General features: G+C 71.7%; 17 protein-coding genes. 9 read left to right on the top strand and 8 right to left on the bottom strand.

The window, feature by feature from the left end:
* The first annotated feature begins 37 nt into the window (after positions 1–37).
* Genes O7605_RS28795 through O7605_RS28785 form a run of 3 tightly spaced genes read left to right on the top strand, consistent with a single transcriptional unit; the run spans position 38 to position 1,955 of the window.
* Positions 38–379: a hypothetical protein gene (locus O7605_RS28795; protein WP_269742107.1), complete on the top strand. Its 342-nt coding sequence runs from the start codon at positions 38–40 to the stop codon at positions 377–379.
* Positions 380–399: 20 nt separating this feature from the next.
* Positions 400–1,464: a saccharopine dehydrogenase family protein gene (locus O7605_RS28790; RefSeq protein ID WP_269742106.1), complete on the top strand. Its 1,065-nt coding sequence runs from the start codon at positions 400–402 to the stop codon at positions 1,462–1,464.
* Positions 1,464–1,955 carry a hypothetical protein gene (locus O7605_RS28785; protein WP_269742105.1) on the top strand — a complete coding sequence of 164 codons (492 nt, stop codon included), beginning with the start codon at positions 1,464–1,466 and terminating at the stop codon, positions 1,953–1,955. The genes O7605_RS28790 and O7605_RS28785 overlap by 1 nt, the downstream gene beginning before the upstream one ends.
* Before the next feature lie 56 nt (positions 1,956–2,011).
* Here the strand turns inward: O7605_RS28785 and O7605_RS28780 are convergent, their stop codons facing one another.
* Positions 2,012–2,965: a LysR family transcriptional regulator gene (locus O7605_RS28780; protein ID WP_269742104.1), complete on the bottom strand. Its 954-nt coding sequence runs from the start codon at positions 2,963–2,965 to the stop codon at positions 2,012–2,014.
* Positions 2,966–3,212: 247 nt separating this feature from the next.
* Between O7605_RS28780 and O7605_RS28775 the strand changes: the two genes are divergently transcribed.
* Both O7605_RS28775 and O7605_RS28770 read left to right on the top strand, forming a co-directional pair.
* Positions 3,213–3,923 (top strand): ThuA domain-containing protein, encoded by a 711-nt coding sequence (locus tag O7605_RS28775; protein WP_269742103.1) that lies wholly within the window; start codon positions 3,213–3,215, stop codon positions 3,921–3,923.
* Entirely contained in the window at positions 3,893–5,011 is a 1,119-nt protein-coding gene (locus O7605_RS28770; protein ID WP_269742102.1) for a Gfo/Idh/MocA family protein, read from the top strand. Before O7605_RS28775 ends, O7605_RS28770 begins: the two co-directional genes overlap by 31 nt.
* Positions 5,012–5,109: 98 nt before the next feature.
* Here the strand turns inward: O7605_RS28770 and O7605_RS28765 are convergent, their stop codons facing one another.
* Positions 5,110–6,726 (bottom strand): SGNH/GDSL hydrolase family protein, encoded by a 1,617-nt coding sequence (locus O7605_RS28765; protein ID WP_269742101.1) that lies wholly within the window; start codon positions 6,724–6,726, stop codon positions 5,110–5,112.
* Positions 6,727–6,996: 270 nt separating this feature from the next.
* Here O7605_RS28765 and O7605_RS28760 point away from each other — a divergent pair, with 270 nt between their 5' ends.
* On the top strand, positions 6,997–7,440 hold the full coding sequence (locus tag O7605_RS28760) for a hypothetical protein (RefSeq protein ID WP_269742100.1): 444 nt from the start codon (positions 6,997–6,999) through the stop codon (positions 7,438–7,440).
* Between the two features lie 31 nt (positions 7,441–7,471).
* Here O7605_RS28760 and O7605_RS28755 read toward each other — a convergent pair whose 3' ends face one another.
* Positions 7,472–7,675, bottom strand: coding sequence for a hypothetical protein (locus O7605_RS28755; RefSeq protein WP_269742099.1), 204 nt, complete (start codon positions 7,673–7,675; stop codon positions 7,472–7,474).
* Between O7605_RS28755 and O7605_RS28750 the strand changes: the two genes are divergently transcribed.
* Complete coding sequence (locus O7605_RS28750) at positions 7,655–7,909, top strand: histidine phosphatase family protein (RefSeq protein WP_269742097.1); 255 nt, start codon at positions 7,655–7,657, stop codon at positions 7,907–7,909. The two genes, O7605_RS28755 and O7605_RS28750, sit on opposite strands and share 21 nt — an antisense overlap.
* Positions 7,910–8,005: 96 nt before the next feature.
* Here O7605_RS28750 and O7605_RS28745 read toward each other — a convergent pair whose 3' ends face one another.
* From O7605_RS28745 to O7605_RS28735, 3 genes are all read right to left on the bottom strand, one after another.
* Positions 8,006–8,470: a MarR family winged helix-turn-helix transcriptional regulator gene (locus O7605_RS28745; protein ID WP_269742096.1), complete on the bottom strand. Its 465-nt coding sequence runs from the start codon at positions 8,468–8,470 to the stop codon at positions 8,006–8,008.
* A gap of 8 nt (positions 8,471–8,478) precedes the next feature.
* On the bottom strand, positions 8,479–9,726 hold the full coding sequence (locus O7605_RS28740) for an FAD-dependent oxidoreductase (RefSeq protein WP_269742095.1): 1,248 nt from the start codon (positions 9,724–9,726) through the stop codon (positions 8,479–8,481).
* A gap of 150 nt (positions 9,727–9,876) precedes the next feature.
* Positions 9,877–10,917 carry an extracellular catalytic domain type 1 short-chain-length polyhydroxyalkanoate depolymerase gene (locus O7605_RS28735; RefSeq protein ID WP_269742094.1) on the bottom strand — a complete coding sequence of 347 codons (1,041 nt, stop codon included), beginning with the start codon at positions 10,915–10,917 and terminating at the stop codon, positions 9,877–9,879.
* Positions 10,918–11,188: 271 nt separating this feature from the next.
* Here O7605_RS28735 and O7605_RS28730 point away from each other — a divergent pair, with 271 nt between their 5' ends.
* Entirely contained in the window at positions 11,189–11,824 is a 636-nt protein-coding gene (locus O7605_RS28730) for a LysE family translocator (RefSeq protein ID WP_269742093.1), read from the top strand.
* Positions 11,825–11,872: 48 nt separating this feature from the next.
* Here the strand turns inward: O7605_RS28730 and O7605_RS28725 are convergent, their stop codons facing one another.
* Entirely contained in the window at positions 11,873–13,426 is a 1,554-nt protein-coding gene (locus tag O7605_RS28725) for a class I adenylate-forming enzyme family protein (RefSeq protein WP_269742092.1), read from the bottom strand.
* Positions 13,423–14,994 (bottom strand): NAD(P)-binding domain-containing protein, encoded by a 1,572-nt coding sequence (locus O7605_RS28720; RefSeq protein ID WP_269742091.1) that lies wholly within the window; start codon positions 14,992–14,994, stop codon positions 13,423–13,425. Before O7605_RS28720 ends, O7605_RS28725 begins: the two co-directional genes overlap by 4 nt.
* A gap of 73 nt (positions 14,995–15,067) precedes the next feature.
* Between O7605_RS28720 and O7605_RS28715 the strand changes: the two genes are divergently transcribed.
* On the top strand, positions 15,068–16,615 hold the full coding sequence (locus O7605_RS28715) for an aromatic amino acid ammonia-lyase (protein ID WP_269742090.1): 1,548 nt from the start codon (positions 15,068–15,070) through the stop codon (positions 16,613–16,615).
* Positions 16,616–16,626: the final 11 nt, after the last annotated feature.

Below are 16,626 nucleotides of genomic sequence, written 5' to 3'. Positions count from 1 at the left end.
ACTCATGCCCATGGGCGGTGTTCGAAGAGGTGATCAGATGCGGGTGGTGGACGCTGACCCGGCAGCGGCCTGGAATGGTCCGGAGGGGACGCACCGGGCCGAGCACCATGATCGACGGGAGGATCTCGACGGTGCGCTGCTCGACCGCCTCTTCCGGATGGCCGAGATCGGTCCCACCGACGTGGTGCTCGACAGGTGCGGCACGGGGCGCACCTGTCGCACCGCGGCCCGAGGACGTGCCCCGGGTCGGGCGGACCATCCCGGGATCGCGCCGGCCGGGGAGCGCGATCACCTGCTGTCCGCCGTCGAGCCGTACGACCCGGGAGCCGGTGTCCGCCTCAGCGGTAGGCACCCGGTGGTCACGGCGAGGCGGCAGTGACCGGCCACGGGGTGGCCGTCGTGATCGGCGGATACGGCGCGGTGGGTCGGGTGGTTGCCACCACCCTGGCCCGAGATTCGGCGAACGAGGTCGTCGTCGCTGGTCGTGATCTGGCGCGTGCCGAGGCCCTGGCCCGCAGCGGCCCGGGCCGGCTGACCCCGCGCCGGTTGGACCTCGACGACCTGCGGGATCTCGACGGGCTGCTGGCCGACGCCGCCGTCGTGGTCATGTGTGTGGAGCATCGCAACGAAACGGTGGCGCGCGCCTGCCTGGACCGTGGCGTTCCCATCGTCGACATCAGCGCGTCAGCCGACGTGCTGGCCGGCATCGAACGGCTCGAGCCCACCGCGAAACGGACCGGAACCGCCGCCGTGCTCAGCGTCGGGCTGGCCCCCGAGCTGACCAACGTGCTGGCCCGACGCTGCGCCGGCCGTCTCCCGTCCGCCACCTCCGTCGACGTGACGGTCCTGCTGGGTACGGCCGGTGATCACGGACCCGACTCGGTCCGCTGGACGGTGGCGGGACTGACGGCCCCGTTCGACCGGACCCGGCGGCCGGGACGGGCTCGGGTGGACCTGCCGGGGTTCGGCCTGCGCACCGTGCATCCGTTTCCCTTCTCGGATCAGTACACGTTGAGCCACACGCTCGGCGTCCCGGTGACCACCCGCCTCTGTCTCGACTCCGCTGCGGTCACGGCGACGTTGTTCTGGCTGCGTGGGATCGGTGCCTTCCATCTGGCGGACCGGCTCGGCGGGGTTCGCCCGCTGACCGGCGCGTCGAACCTCCTGCGGCTCGGCGGGGACCGGTTCGTGGTGCACGTTTCGGCCACCGATGGCGGCGGCAGGCAGGTGTGGGCGGCGGCGACGGGCCGTCAGGAGTGCCACGCGACCGGTGTGGTGGCAGCGGAGGTCGCCCTCGGCCTGATGGGTCGCCGCTACCCGCCCGGGGTGCGTCACATCGACCAGGTCGTCGATGCGGGTGAATTCCTGAGCACGATCCAGCGGCACGGACTGACCGTGCACGAGCATCCGCCGCCGTCGCCGACCGGCCGGATTCCTGCCACTCTCGAAGGAGGCGAGGGGTGATGAAGCGAGGGTCGGCAGGGCGGCGTCGAGCCGCCATCACCTGGACGACGGTGCTCTTCCTGGTGACGTTCATCCACCACGTGTACGGCGGGGTGCGGTTCGACAGCCCACAGCGGACGCTCCTGGCTGTCGTGTTCAGCGCCGTGTACGCCGTCACGTATCTGGCGTACCGCCTCGGCTCGACGATGCGGTGGGCTCGCGCGATCCTCTGGTTCCTGGTCTACGCCTTCTGGGTGGCGGCGGTCGGCCTTTTCGAGGGTGGGTTCAATCACGCCCTGTTCGTCGTACTGCGGCTGCTCGACGCGCACGCCCTCATCGACGACCTCTACCCCGTGCACGGCGACGCGCGCATCTCCGACGACGTGCTGTTCCAGGGCACCGGGGTGCTGACCCTGGTCACCGCGGTGGTGCTGGCGGTGGCACCCGCCTGGCCCGGGCAGCGGCCGAGTGGGATCGACCGGCGACCGGCGACGGACGGCGGCGCACGCTGACCAGAGCCGCCGGCCGGGGCGTCTGCCGCTCATCCGGGGCTGCCGGCGGTCGTTCGTCACGCGTCGACGGTCTGCCGGCAGATCGCCGTGAGGATCTCGATCATCGCGGTCGCCGCCGGCGACCGGAACGGTGGGGCGGCGGCCGCGGCATACAGCCGGCGGGTCGGCAGGACCGGCACGGTGGGGCGCAGGACGATGTCCGGCCGTAGCGCGGCCTGGGTCAGCGTCGGCACGAGCATCACACCGGCCCGTGCGGCGACCAGTGCCTGCTTACCGTTCCAGTCGTCACAGAAGAACGCGATCTGCGGGGGGCCGCCCAACGCCTCGGCGATCGGCGGGATCGGACCGAGGCAGTCCGGATAGGCGCCCTCGATCCACCGTTCGTCCTTCAGTTTTCGCAGCGGCACCCGTTGGCGTCGCGCCAACGGGTGGTCTGCCGGAAGGGCGACATGCAGCCGTTCGTCGCAGAGCGGCACCAGGTCGAGACCGTCCAACGCCTCGTCGGTGAGGCGCGACGCGGACAGGTCGTGCTTGGCGCTGACCGGGTCGGCGAACAACTGCCACGAGGTCAGCAGGGCCACGTCGATGCGGCCGTCCCGGACGGCGGCCAGCGGACCCGCCTCGTCCGGTCGGACAAGGTGCACCGCGACGCCGGGGTGGGACTCGGCGAAGCGACGAATGGCCTCCGGCGTGAGTCGGGCGTTGGCGCTCGGAAAAGCCGACACGTTGAGCTGCCCGCCGGTCAGGCTGGTGAAGGCACGCAGCCGGGCTTCCAGGGCGTCGGTCCGCACCAGGATGTCGCGGGCGAGCTCGACGGCGGTCTGCCCGGCCTGGGTGAGCCGTACGCCGCGCGGAAGCCGACGGAACAGTGGCACGCCGACGCGCCGCTCCAATCCGCTGATCTGCCGTGAGACGGCTGGTTGCGTCATGGACAGTGCCTCGGCCGCGGCGGAGAACGAACCCCGGCCGGCGACCTCCAGGAGCACCCGCAGGGTCCACGCCTCAATCATGCACGCAGCTTATATTCACGGTTCACGTTGGGGCCGCACGCTGGGCGTTGCCAGCGCCCGGAAACAGCGGCGCAAGCTCGTGGCTGAACCATTACTCCGGTGCATGGTAGGCAGGTCCGGATCGCGGTGCCTCGGCCGAGGGACCGAGTCAGGGTGTCGTCCCGGGTACGGTTGGCGGCGGTCGGATGTGCGGGCGTCGGCCCGGGCGGCAGCGGTGGCCCGGTGCGGCGAACCGGAAGGAGCGGGTGTGACGCGGCGGAAAGCCCTTGTGGTCCGAGGCGGTTGGGAGGGCCACCGGCCGGTCGAGGCGACGGAGTTGTTCATCCCGTTCCTCGAACGCAGCGGATACGCGGTACGGGTGGAGGGGTCGACGGAGATCTACGCCGACGCCGCCGAACTGGCCGACACCGACCTCATCGTGCAGTGCGTGACGATGTCGCAGATCACCGCGGAGCAGGTGGCGGGGCTGGCCGCAGCGGTCGTCGCGGGTACGGGGTTCACCGGCTGGCACGGCGGCGTCGTCGACTCGTTCCGCACCTGTTCGGACTACCTGCACCTGGTGGGCGGGCAGTTCGCCACCCATCCGGGCGTCGAGCCGTGCGACCGTGGCGGCGGCGAGGCGGACAATTTCCTGCCGCACTCGATCACGGTCACCGAGCTGGGCCGGGAGCATCCGATCACCGCCGGGATCGAGGACTTCGACCTGGTCACCGAGCAGTACTGGGTACTGCACGACGACCTGATCGACGTCCTGGCCACCACCACCCATCCGACCCGGGAGTGGCACCCGTGGCACCGGCCGGTCACCTCACCGGCGATCTGGACCCGACGCTGGGGCGCCGGGCGGATCGTCGTGACGACTCCGGGACACAGCCTCGACGTGCTGGAACACGGATGCGTCCGTACCGTCATCGAGAGGGGGATGGTGTGGGCGACCCGCACGGCGTCGGCGTCGTAGGTCTCGGGTTCATCTCCCGCGCGTACCTGAACACGCTGGCCAACCATCCCACCGTGCGCGTCGTCGCGGTGGCCGACCTGGACCCGGCCCGAGCCGACGCCGCCGCCGCCACGATTCCCGGCGCGCAGGCGGTCACCGTCGAGCGCCTGCTCCACCACCCCGACGTGGCGACGGTGCTCAACCTCACCATCCCGGCCGCGCACGCAGAGATCTCGGGCGCGGCGATCGACGCCGGCCGGAACGTCTACGTCGAGAAGCCGCTCACCGTCGCGTTCCCGCAGGCCCGGTCGCTCATCGACCGGGCGGCGGCGGCCGGCGTCCGGGTCGGCTGCGCGCCGGACACCGTCCTGGGCACCGGCACGCAGACCGCCCGAGCGGCGATCGACGGTGGACTGATCGGCCGACCGTTCTCGGCGTCGGCCGTCATGGTCACCCCGGGACACGAGCGCTGGCATCCCAACCCCGACTTCTACTACGTCCCGGGCGGTGGCCCGCTCATGGACATGGGGCCGTACTACATCTCCGCGCTGGTCCACCTGCTCGGGCCGGTCCGTGCGGTGATCGGGGCGGCCAGCCGGCTGCGAGACTCCCGGGTCATCGGCTCGGGCCCACGCCTCGGACAGCGGATCCCGGTCGAGGTGCCGACCCACGTGAGCGGTGTGCTGGAACACGCGGATGGTGCCCTGAGCACCCTCACGACCACCTTCGACGGTGTCGCGACGACGGCCGCGCCGATCGAGGTGCAGGGGGAGGAGGGCACCCTCGCCGTACCCGATCCGAACACCTTCGACGGCGAGGTCCGCCACCTCGCGCTCGACGGCCCCGGGTGGCGCACCCTGGAACCGCGGGCCGGCTACGTCGCCGCGTCCCGGGGGGTCGGCCTGATCGACCTGGTCCACGCCGACGAGCTGCGTTCACCACGGGCCAGCGGCGCGGTCGCGCTGCACGTGCTCGACATCATGACCGCCCTGCTCCGGTCGGCCGAGGAGGGTCGGCGGGTGGAGCTGACCACGGCGGTCGACCGCCCCGCAGCCGTCCCGCTCACCCCGGCCGAGGACTGGCTCTCCGCTCCCGCGTCCGAGCACTGACGACGCCGCCGCCCGCGCGGCGCCGGCCCGCCGGGCCCCGGGGTGCGACGGCGGGGCGCCCTGGCGACCCAGGGCGCCCCGCCGCTCGGCCGCAGGGTTCAGAGTGGGGGCAGGACCTGGGCAACCCGGGTAGCCATCGCCTGGTATCCCGAGGCGTTGGGGTGGAAGGAGTCGCTCAGCGGCGAGGTGAGGCCGTTGGCCCATACGCCGTTGGTGCTGCAGAGCCGGTGGCCGCGGAACAGGTCCAGTCCGTTGACGTAGACGACGCGGGAGTCGCCGGTGGCCAACACGGCGTCGCGGATCATCCTGTCGGTCTGGACGGTCGCCTCGTAGATCGCTCGCCGCTCGCTCTCGACGAGGTTACTTCCCAGGTCGGGGCAACGGTCCTGGGTCGGCTGCGGGTCCGCGGGGTCGTCCGGGTTGGGCACGATGGCCGGGTAGCTCAGCACCATGAGCTTCCCGCCGGGGTGCATCTCCGCCCTGATCTGCCGGTACAGGGTGGTGAGTTGGACCTGTACCTGGTACAGCTCCTGCGGGGTGACCAACGGTCCGGACGCGGAGCAGTCGGCGCCCAGGTAGCAGCCGGTGAGTTTGGCCGAGAAGCCGAGGTCGTTGCCGCCGATGGTCAGCGTGACGAGCCGGGTGTGCGGCTGTATCGCGTCCAGTTGGGGCGGCAGGCCGGATTGCTGGCTCGCGTACAGGTCGGTGATCCTCGCGCCGTGACACGCCGCCAGAGTCGGCCGGTCCACCGGCAGCCCGGACAGCGGTGTTCCCGTGATGAGGTTGGCGTAGGTCGCGGGCGACCGTCGGCATGACGCGTCGGAGTACGGTGGCGCGCCGGTGCCGGAGGAGTAGGAGTCACCGAGCGCGACATGGCGGATCACCGGGGACTGCAGCCCGGTCCCGAACGGCCCGGTGCCCAGCACGATGTGCAGCAGGTTGGTGCCGAGGCCCTCACACAGCAGGTAGCGCAGCCCCGGTATGGGGAAACAGCCGCCCCAGTAGACCCCGGCCGGAGCCACCAGGTAGAGCTCGAAGGCGATCTCCACGGTACGGCCACCGTCGAAGAGTTCGCCGGGGATGCTGACGCCGCCCGAGGTCGCGCCGTAGTAGGTCGGCCCGTACGTCAGGGGTGCCGTGGTGTAGAGGAACTGGCCGTCGAAGCGGCCGCGGTCGATCACGCCGGTGGCGATGTAGGCCGCGTTCAGCCAGAAGTTGCAGCCGAACTCCGCCAGGTAGGAGACGTTCGCCGCGTAGTTGGTCTGGTTGGGCGTACCGCTGACGGAACCGCTCCGCGTGATCGCCTCGGTGCAGTACAGCCCGGTTGGCGGGTCGTCGGGGTCGGCCTGCGGCGACGTCCCCTGCAAGGTCGGCAGGTCGACCTTGCGGATCTCCGCACGGGCCGAGCTGTCCGCCTTGAGCGTGGCGCCGGGACCCTTCGAGGCGCCCGGCAGCGCCTCGGGCTGTCGCGGGGTCAGCGGCGTCGCGAACGGCGTGACCTTCTTGGTGGTGCCGGGAATCGTCACCGGGTCGGGGGCCTGGATGTCGGGTTGCCAACCTGCGCCCCGCGCTGCCGGTGGGGCTGCGGCGCCGTCATCGACGGGTGACGTTGCGGCCAGCGCGGGTTGTGCGCTGACGAACAGCCCACCGATGACCGCAACCATGGCGAGTAGTCGCATCTGCCGTCCCGGTGGCACGGCTCCGCGTGATGTCACGGCCTACCTCCCAGCGTCACGTGATCGTCTTGTGACGATCAGTGACATGGATGCTAGGCAATGGGTAGGAAGTCGTGGATCCGTGAAACTACGCAAAGAAGCGCGTGAAAGAGGCACCTCGTCGCCGTGAGTTCCACAACCTGGGCGGACGCGGGCCGCTCGCGGGAGCGGACGAGGGCGTCGCGGTGACGCGGCGGTGAGATCCTAAGCGGCATGGCGGTGCGGACCGGGAGACACTTGTCGTTGAACTGAAGGCAGCGGAGGAAAGCCATGACTGTCGCTGGGGTTCTCGGTGTGGTGCTGGCGCTGTTCGTCGCGGCGGCAGCGTTCGTCTACCTGGGCCGTCGGCGTGCCATGCCGGGCGCGCTGGGCCGGTCGTTGCGACTGCTCGCGCTCGGGGTGACGCTGTGGATCGCCGTCGCCGTGTTGCCCGACACGCTGTCGGACAGCGGCGCCGCGGCCGGCTATCTGCTGGGCGTGCCGACCGTCGCGGCCCTGTTGCCCCTCGCCGCGGATCTGGCGGGCCGCGCGGTCGGTGTCACGACGACGCTGGCGGCGATGGTGATGTTGGTCTGGGGGCTGCTGCTCGGCCTCGGCGACGGTGTCTACTTCGTGATTCCGGCCCTGGTCCTCGGCGCGGCCGCCGTCGTGTCGGTCACGCCACGGCGCGGGACGTCCGCCCCCGGGCGGCAGGATCGGGCCGCGGACGCGTAAGGGTCCCCGGTTCGAGGGCGGCGCGGACGTGTCACAGGTTGTCGATGTAGATGATCACCGTGTCGTGTGGTGTCGCCGGTTCGAGCGCGGTTGCGGGCTCGGGCTCGGTGTACAGCCAGATCCGGTGTGGACTCCAGTGCAGGAGTCCGCTGATCTCCCGGCTGCCGGAATAGCTGCCGGGCTCGGATCGCAGCGGCCATCCGCGGTCGCGCAGGTGCGCGACGAGCCGGGTCACGGTCGTTTCCCGGCTGGCACCGTCGGTGGCGCTCGACCGGAGGGCGACGCCGACCGACATGAACTGCTGATCACGCACAACTTCGTCATCGGCTGGTTCGTCCGCCACACCCTCGACGCCCCCACGTGGCGCTGGATCGGCCTCAACCAGGCCAACTGCGGCATCACCGTCGTGCAATGGGAAGCCGACCGGCCACCGACTCTCGTCAGCTTCAACGACACGGGGCACCTGTAGCTTCTCGGCTACGTCCGCGTGCGGTCGTCAGAGGCGAGGTGTCCGGCCTGCGGTGGCCCGCGACATGGGCGGACGCACGTCCGGCAGGGACACATGTCAGCTGCCGAGGTGGTCCAACTCGGCGAGGTACATCGCCTGCATGCGCTCGTTGTGCCGGACCAGCAGCTCGATCTCCTCGACGGAGTAGCCCTCGACGAGCCGTGCCGCCCGCGCGGCGAACCGCTCGTACGGTCGCTCCAACTCGGCGGTTCGCTCCGGCCGCAGGGTGACGACCACCCGCCGTCGGTCGGCCGGATCGCGCTCGGCCGTGACGTAGCCGGCCTGCTGCAGCCGCCGGAGCATGCTGGTCACGGCTCCGGTGGTGAGGTTGGTCCGCTCGGCGACCTGCCCGGCGGTGGCGGATCCGACGTCGGCCAGGTAGTCCAGGCACTCCAGGTCGCTGACGGTGAGGCCGAGCCGCTCCGCGATGGCGTACCGGAACACCGTGGACAGCCGCGCGGTCTCCCGCCCGGCGCGCATGAGGTCGGCGATCGCGCAGGTACGGGCCGGTTCGGTGGACATGTCCGTCATCATGCCTCCGGCACGGTGACCGGGTGCAGCCGAGGTAGCAGGCGGGTCAGCACCCAGTGGGGTGCGGCCGCGCCGCCGGTGAGACGGCGCATCAGCCGGGCGGCGGTGTCGACGGCGCGGAAGGCGTAGGGCACCATCTCGTTCTGGTAGCTGGCGATCGCCTTCTCCACCGGGGTACCGCTCGTCCGGGCCTCGACCAGCCGGCGGCCGAGCAGGGCGGCGTCGCGCAGCGCGGTGTTGCCGCCGTGGGCGCCGAACGGCGGCATGGCGTGCACGGCATCGCCCATCATCGTCGCCCGGGGCACCGCCCATCGGCGTGGGCGCCGGCCGGTGGCGAAATGGTTGAGCACCGTGGCGTCGACCTCGGCGGTGTCGACCAGCCGCCGGACGAGCGGGTGGAAGTCCGCGCTCCGCCGGGCGGCCAGGTTCCACTGCGCCAGCAGGTGCCCCCGTACGTCGTCGGGCACCTCCTCCTGCGGAAGCAGCAGCGCCCACATGACGTAGTCGGCACCGGTGGGCGCGTAGCTGCCCGGAGCGAGGCGTGCGAACGCCTCCTGTGGGTGCTCGCCGAAGCGCATCGAGGTGAAGAAGAAGGCGCGGCCCGGCCGGTCGGCAATGGCCAGGACGCCGCTGCCACGCAGCGCGTCCGGTAGGACGTTCTCGCCGTGCCGCCACAGGGGCGACCGGCCGTAGATGCCCACCATCCCGGTGTTGGCCGGGTCCGCGTCGGGCATGAGCTGGGCGCGCAGTGCCGAGCCGACGCCGTCCGCGCCCACGACGACGGTCGCGGCGACGGACCCGCCCTCGGCGAACCGCAGTCGCAGCCGGGCCGGGTCGCCGCCGTCCACCGCGACGGCGGTCCTTCCGTAGTGGATGCGATCGTCCAGCCCGGACTGCAGGATCGACCGCAGGGTCAGCCGGTCGACCTGGCGGGAGGCGTGCGGCTCGTCCCTGAGGGTGATGGTGAACGCGTCCCGCAGTCGGCTGTCGGTGAAGCGCAGCTGACCGCCGGGCTCGTCACCGGTGCTCAGTGCCAGGCGGTACAGCGGTCGGGGCAGGCTCTCGCGCAGCGCCTCCAGTCCGTGCCGGTTGAGAATGATCCGGTAACCCTGCCGCCTGACGAAGGGGCCGGGATCCCGCTCGTAGACGTGCGCGTCAATGCCGGCGCGGGTCAGGTACTGGGCGAGGCAGAGGCCGGAGAGACCGGCACCGGCGATCGCCACCGAGAAGTCAGTCGATACTCTCATGCTGTTATCTTAATGACTAAGACAATCTGGGCCAAGGCTGCCCGCGCCGCCGTCAGGGTGCGGCCAGGGACGCCTCGTTCCCCCCGCACCGGCGGATCAGGTGTTGCTGGGCACGCATCATCGGGGCGGCGGTGTCTCCACGCGAAATACTCATGGCATCGGGTGGCGCTCGGCGAACCGCCACACGATCTCGCTGGCGTCAGGGCCCGCGCGATCGGTGTAGCGGCCGTCGCCGTCCGGGCCCGGCCAGGCGTGTCCCATGCCCTTGACGTGGTACGACTCGACGATCGACGAGCCGTCCGACGCGGTGATCTTCGTGTGCGTGTACGCGTGTCGTCCCGCTGCGGGCGGTACGGAGACGGTTTCCTCGGTCGGGTCGAGGCTGTCGTTGGGCAGCCCGTCGTCGACGAGATCGCCCACCGCGGTCCACTGCGCGGCGAGTCGGGTGGCGACCAGGGGCGGCACGACCTCGTCGCGCTCGCCCTGAATGATCAGCAGCGGCACCCGCCGGGCCCGCTCGCCCATCTGTGCCCAGGCCTGACGTGCCGTGTCCAGCGGCGACGTGGCGTCCGGGTCGTCCGGATCGACCTGGTTGAGTCCGTACTCACCACCGGCGACCGAGGTCACCGTGGCGAAGACGTCGGGATAGGTCGCGCCGAGGATGACGGCGGTACCCGCTCCTGACGAGGCGCCGGCAACGTGCACCTGCCTCGGATCCGCGTGGTACCTCTCGACCACCTGGCGGGCGACACCGGCCAGCAGCGCGGGTTCTCCGGTGTGTCGCTGCTGATTTCGGGGGTCCGCCGAGTTCCAGCAGGCGATCACGTTGCGGGTGATCAACTGCGTGGGGTAGACGACGATGAAGCCCTCCCGGTCGGCCAGGCTGTTGAACTGCGTGGTCGCCTTCATCGAGTTCCACCCGTAGCCGGTCATCGCGCACCCGTGGATCGCCATGACGACCGGCAGTCGGGCCGTCCCGTGGTGCTGGGGCGGCAGATGGACCTGGTAGCGCTGGGAACCGGCGGGGCCTTCGTAGACATGGTTGCGGTCGCCCTCGCCCAGCTGCCAGGGCAGGCCGAGCTGAAGCGCGGCCACGCCGAGGCTGATGACGGCCGTGACGGTGGCGACGATGCCGGCGACGATCCAGCGCCGTCGAGGACGGCGGGACCCGACCACAGGGGTGACGGACATGTACCCATGACAGCGCGGAATCAGCCGACCTGTCAGTGTCGTGGTGTCATTACCGCGTGTGACGTGGTGTCACGGTCGCGGTCGTTGGGGGTGAACCGGCCGTCCGGCCCGTCGGGGCGCAAGGCGACCATCCGGTACGAAAGACGCAGTCCGGGACTACGAATGCTGGAGGTCAGAACGGTCGACCGGCGGCCATCCGAGGCTGCGCGGCAGCCAGAAACAGGGGCGGTGTGAAACCATGTTCGCCGCCGTGGACAGCGGGGGAGTGGTGATGACAACCGGGCAGCTGCTGACCTTCAGTGGTGTCGTCGTGCTCGGTGCCATGTCACCCGGACCGGACTTCGCCGTCGTCGTGCGCCGCTCGGCTCTCGCCGGCCGTGCGCACGGCATGGCGACGGCGGTCGGCGTCGCCGCCGGGGTCCTCGCCTGGGTGGTCGCCGCCGCCACCGGTGTCGCCGCGGTGGTCGCCGTGACGCCCGTCGCCTTCACCATCATCAAGCTCGTGGGCGCGGGTTACCTGGTCTACCTGGGTGTCAACGCGCTGCGCTCGGCGTGGCGCTCGGGCGATGTCCGATCCGCTCCCGACACCGGGCCCACCGTCGAGTCAGGAATGTGGGCGGCGTTCCGCGATGGTCTGCTGTGCAACGCGCTCAACCCGAAGGCGGCCGTCTTCTTCGTCGCGCTGCTGCCACAGTTCCTCCCGGCCGACGCCGGCCTCGTTCCCCTGCTGGCGCTGTCGGCGATCGCCGTGGCCATCACGGTCGGGTGGTTCCTCACCGTGGCGAACCTGGTCGCCGCGGCTCGCCGGGCGTTCTCCCGGCCGGCGACCCGTCGCCTCGTCGACGGGCTGAGCGGCGCGCTGCTGATCGGCCTCGGCGTCCGGCTCGTGTTCACCAGCGCCAGGTAAGCCCACTCCCGGTCGCCCCGGGCTGTCGGCGGGCCCGGTCACCGCCGGTCAGCCGGGGGCGTCGTGCGCGTGCAGTGTGCCGGCCAGGCGTCGCTTGTCGGGCTTGCCGGCGGCCGTGACCGGCGCCTCGGCGATGAAGGTGATCGTCCGGGGAGTGCTGGGCTCGCCGAGCTGCTGTCGGACCAGCGTGCGCAGCACGTCCGGATCCGGCTGCCGGCCCTCGGCGGGAACCACGAAGGCGTGCACCGCCTCGCCGGTGTCCTCGTCGGGCGCGGCCACCACGTACGCCTCGGCCACGTCGGCGCAACTGGCCAGGACACGTTCGATCGGGCCGGCGTACCGGAGGTCGGCGTTGACGATGACGACGTCCCGGGACCGCCCCAGCAGGTGCAGGTAGCCGTCGTCGTCCAGCCGACCACGGTCGCGGGTGCGTACCCAGCCGTCGGTGAACACCTCGGTGGTCTCCGTCGGGTCGTCCCAGTAACCGCTGGCCTGCGACGGGGTGCGAACGAAGATCTCCCCCTCGACGCCGGGGACGACCGGCTGTCCGTCGGCGTCGCGGACCTGTACGTCGACCACGGCCGGCGGGCGGCCCACCGAGGCGAGCCGAGCCGGGGCGGCGAGCATCTCCGCCGGGGTCAGCATGGCGATCATGCCGGTCTCGGTCTGGCCGTAGCCGTGGTAGACGACCGGCCCGAGCACGTGGAGCGCCTCGGCGAGCCGGGCCGGGTGCAGCGGCGAGCCCGAGACCAGCAGGGCGCGCAGCGCGCCGAGGTCGGCCGGCGCGGCGCGCTGGGCGGCGACCAGCTTCGCCAGCCGGCCCACGGTGATCACGCTGGCGCTCGCCCGGTGCCGCACCAGCGCCTCGGGAAAGAACGGCACACCGGCACGGTTTGGTTCGGCGATCACCATAGTGCCGCCGGCGGCCAGGGTGAGAATGCCGTACTCCAGCATCACCTGGCTGGCCAGTGAGCCGAAGACCAGGTAGCGGTCGAGGCGGCCGGCGAGGTCGCGGACCGGCGGCGGCCACCGGTCCGGGTGCGCCGCCCAGGCGGCGTCGAGGGACGCGTATGTCTGGAGGCAGCCCTTCGGGTTGCCGGTGCTGCCGCTGGTGTAGACGACCCGGCCGATGTCGTCCGGACGTCCGGCGGGCAGCGTCGGTGTGCCGTCGGCCCGGGTGGCGGTCAGGTCGGGTGTCCCGTCGACCGGGCCGACGCCGAGCAGCGGGAGGCCGGCGGTGACCGCCCGCAGCTGCGGGGTCACGGTCGAGCGGTCGACGAGCACCGCCGAGATCCGGTGGCCGAGCAGGTGTCGCAGGTGCTCGTGGGGGAGTCCGGGGCGTACCCCGGCGACCCGGGCACCGACCAGGTGTGCCGCGACGACGGCGGCGAACGCCTCCGGGGACACACCGAGCAGCACCGCCACCCCCGTACCGGGACCGATTCCCGCCGCTCGCAGTCCGGTGGCGATCCGGGCGACCAGTTCGGCCACCTCGTCGGCGCGGACGATGCGTGAGCCGTGCTCGAAGACCGGCCGGTCCCGCCCGCCGGCCAGCAGGTCGAGGATCGCCTGCGGGTAGCCCGGCACCGGCTCCGTGCTCACCCGGACGCTCCCGCGGCAGCGGCGACGCCGGCCAGGGACTCCTTGACGAACACCGTCAGCGGCTGCTGGTGCACGGTCGGCAGGTTCCACTCGTTCTCCAGGTTCTCCGCCAGGTGGTGCACCGCCACCACCTGCCCGTCCCGGTACTGCCGCACGACCGGGTGCAGGTACGTCGCCTGGTGCGCGGCGTACGCGTCGTTCTCCGCCACCCGGGGCACCGCGACGTCGAACGGGTCGACGCAGTCGTGGTCCGGCCCGTACTCGAGGGTCACGGCGAGCGCCCAGCCACCGCCCAGCCCACCGTCGGCGAGGTACGCCATCGGCACCTCCTCGTGGTAGTACGCGGTGCCGTCGCGGACCGTCACCACGTCGCCGAGCACCCCGAACTGTTGCCAGAGCGCCGAGGAGCGGTTGATCCGGGCGACGATCGCGTCGGTGATCGCCTCGGGGGTCGCCGCCAGCCGGGTGGTCGGCCAGTCCGCGTCGTGGTAGCGGGCGGCGAGGATGCGGTGCAGCGCCCGGACCCCGTACCGGAAGCCGTGGATGAAGCCACTCGTCGACCGTTTGAAGTCGCGCTGCTGGGTGAGGGTGCCGGCGAAGTAGAGGTCGGGGACCGTGGTCGACTCGTACGCCGAGGTCTGCTCCGGGAACCGGTCGTCGATGACCAGCCGGGGCCGGCAGGTGTCGTCGAAGATGCTGGCGTCGAACCGGAATCCGGTGCACACGATGACCCGGTCGTAGCGGATCTCCCGGATCGCCTCGACCGTGCGGGCGTACCGGAAGCGGACCAGGTAGCCACCCTCGGGCCGGCGGTGGATGCTCTCCACCGTGCCGTCGAGCACGGCGTTCTGCGACTTCAACTGGTAGCTGTCGAGGAAGTTGTTGTTCACCGCACGCAGGTGCCCGACGTAGTGTGACTGCCAGGCAAAGCGGACCGAGCGGGGACCGGCCAGGTGCACCACGGCGGCGGTCTCCATCAGCGCGTCGGCGGTCTCGAAGCCGGAGTTCCCCTTGCCGATGATCATGACGCGTTGGTCGACGAAGTCGGCCGGGTCGACGCTGACCGTGTCGTACCGCTCGGCGTTCCCGATGCCGTCGATGGCCGGCAGGTACAACCGCGAGACGCCGGTCGCGACGACCAACCGACGTCCCCGCCAGGTGTGACCGTGGGCGTCGAGGGCGTGGAAGCCGTCGTCGTCGCGGCCGATCCGGACCACCGGGGTCTGGTAGCGCACCCGCACTCCGGTCGCCTCGGCGAAGTCGGCGAGGTAGCGCAGCAGGTCCTCGGCGGCCGGGAAGTAGCGCTTGCTGTACCGGCCGAACCGCAGCTCCGGGTCGTCGCTGAGCAGGGAGTTCCAGTCCATCCGCAGGTTGAACTCGGGATCGTCGGAACCGGTGTGGACCTTGTTGATGGAGATCAGCTTGCGGTGCCGCGGATAGCTGCGGAAGAAGGTGCCGGGTGCGGCGCCGGCCTCCAGGACGACGTAGTCATGACCGTCGCGTTCGAGCAACGCGCCGAGTTGCAGTCCCGCCGGCCCGGCGCCGATGATCAGGTAGGCGTGCGTCATGTGCCGGACGGTAGCCACCGGTCATCAGAGATAACTCAGACCGCTCTGAGAATCCACGGCTACGGTCGGCCCGATGACGACCCACACCGTGTCCGCCGTGGCCGCTCCGATCGACCTGGCCCGCCCGCTGCGGGTGGCGGACCTGCGCCGGGCCGCGACCGAGGTCACCGTCGAGATCACCGCCGAGGTACGCGACCGGGTGCGGCGCTCCCGCGAGCACCTGCGCGCGGTGCTCGGCGACGACCGTCAGGTCTACGGCGCCACCACCGGGTTCGGCGCGCTCGTCGGGTTCGCCGGTCGCGACGACGACGCGGACCAGTGCGACAACACCCTCGCCCACCTCGGTGCCGGCCAGGGCCCGGACATCGACCCGGCGGTGGTCCGGGCGGCGATGCTGGTCCGGGTCTGGTCGCTGGGCCAGGGTGCCTCCGGCGTCTCGCCGCGGGTGGTCGAGGGACTCGCCGCGATGTTCGGTACGACGTTCGTGCCGGCGATGCCCCGCCTCGGTTCGGTCGGGGCCAGCGGTGACCTCATTCCGCTCGCCTACGCCACCCAGTCGCTGCGCGGTCGGGGCTGGGCCTATCTGGACGGTGACCGGATGCCGGCCGCCGAGGCGCTGGCCGGGGCCGGGCTGACACCGCTGCTGCTCGACGGACGCGACGCGCTGGCGTTGGTGAACGGCACCTCGCTGACCACCGCCGCCACCGCCCTCGCCCTGGACGACGTCCGCCGGGCGCACCGGGCCGCCCAGCTGCTGAGCTGCCTGCTCGTCGACGTGCTCGGCTGCGACCCCGGCCAGTTCCTGCACCCCCGGCTGCTGGCCGCGTACGGGCACCCCGGCGCGGTCGACGTCGGCGCCCGGATGCGGCGGTGCCTGACCGGGGCGGTGCCGTCGAGCGGGCGCCCGCTCCAGGAGGCGTACAGCATCCGCTGCACCCCGCAGTTGCTCGGCGCGGCCGAGGACGCGCTGCGCTACGTCGACGGCGTGGTGGAGTCGGATCTGGGTAGCGTCAGCGACAACCCGGTGTTCGTCCCCGACGAGGACCTGGTGCTGCACGGCGGCAACTTCTTCGGTCAGCCGGCGGCCTTCGCCGCCGACCTGCTGGCGACGGTGGCCGCCCAGCTCGGCAACCTCGTCGAGCGTCAACTCGACCTCCTGGTCGATCCGGCCCGCAACGGTGGGCTGCCGCCGATGCTCGCGGCCGGGCCGGGACGGCAGCACGGGTTGCAGGGTGCCCAGCTCGCCTCGACGGCGATGGTCGCGGAGATCCGTCGACAGGCCATTCCGGCCGGGATGCAGAGTCTGCCCACGAATCTGCACAACCAGGACGTCGTGCCGTTCGGCACCCAGGCCGCGCTGCGCGCCGTGGACCAGGCCCGGTTGCTGCGGCTGATCTGCGGAACGCTCGCGGTGGGGCTGCGTCAGGCGGTCCACGTCGGTGCGCGTACCCCGACCGCGCCGGCCTGCGTCGCGGTGCTGGAGCGGCTCGCGGAGACCGTGCCGGCGATCGATCCGGACCGGCCGCTCGACGACGACGTCCGTCGCGCCGCCGACCTGCTCGACCTGCTGACCGGGGCACCGAACCGGCCGGCGTCGACGGCGGTCGGGATCGACGGCTGATTTTTCTCTGA

This window comes from Verrucosispora sp. WMMA2121 (assembly GCF_027460185.1).
Classification (GTDB): Bacteria; Actinomycetota; Actinomycetes; order Mycobacteriales; family Micromonosporaceae; genus Micromonospora; species Micromonospora palythoicola.
The sequence above is the reverse complement of the archived record's forward strand: the minus strand, read 5'-3'. Positions and strand labels throughout refer to the sequence as shown.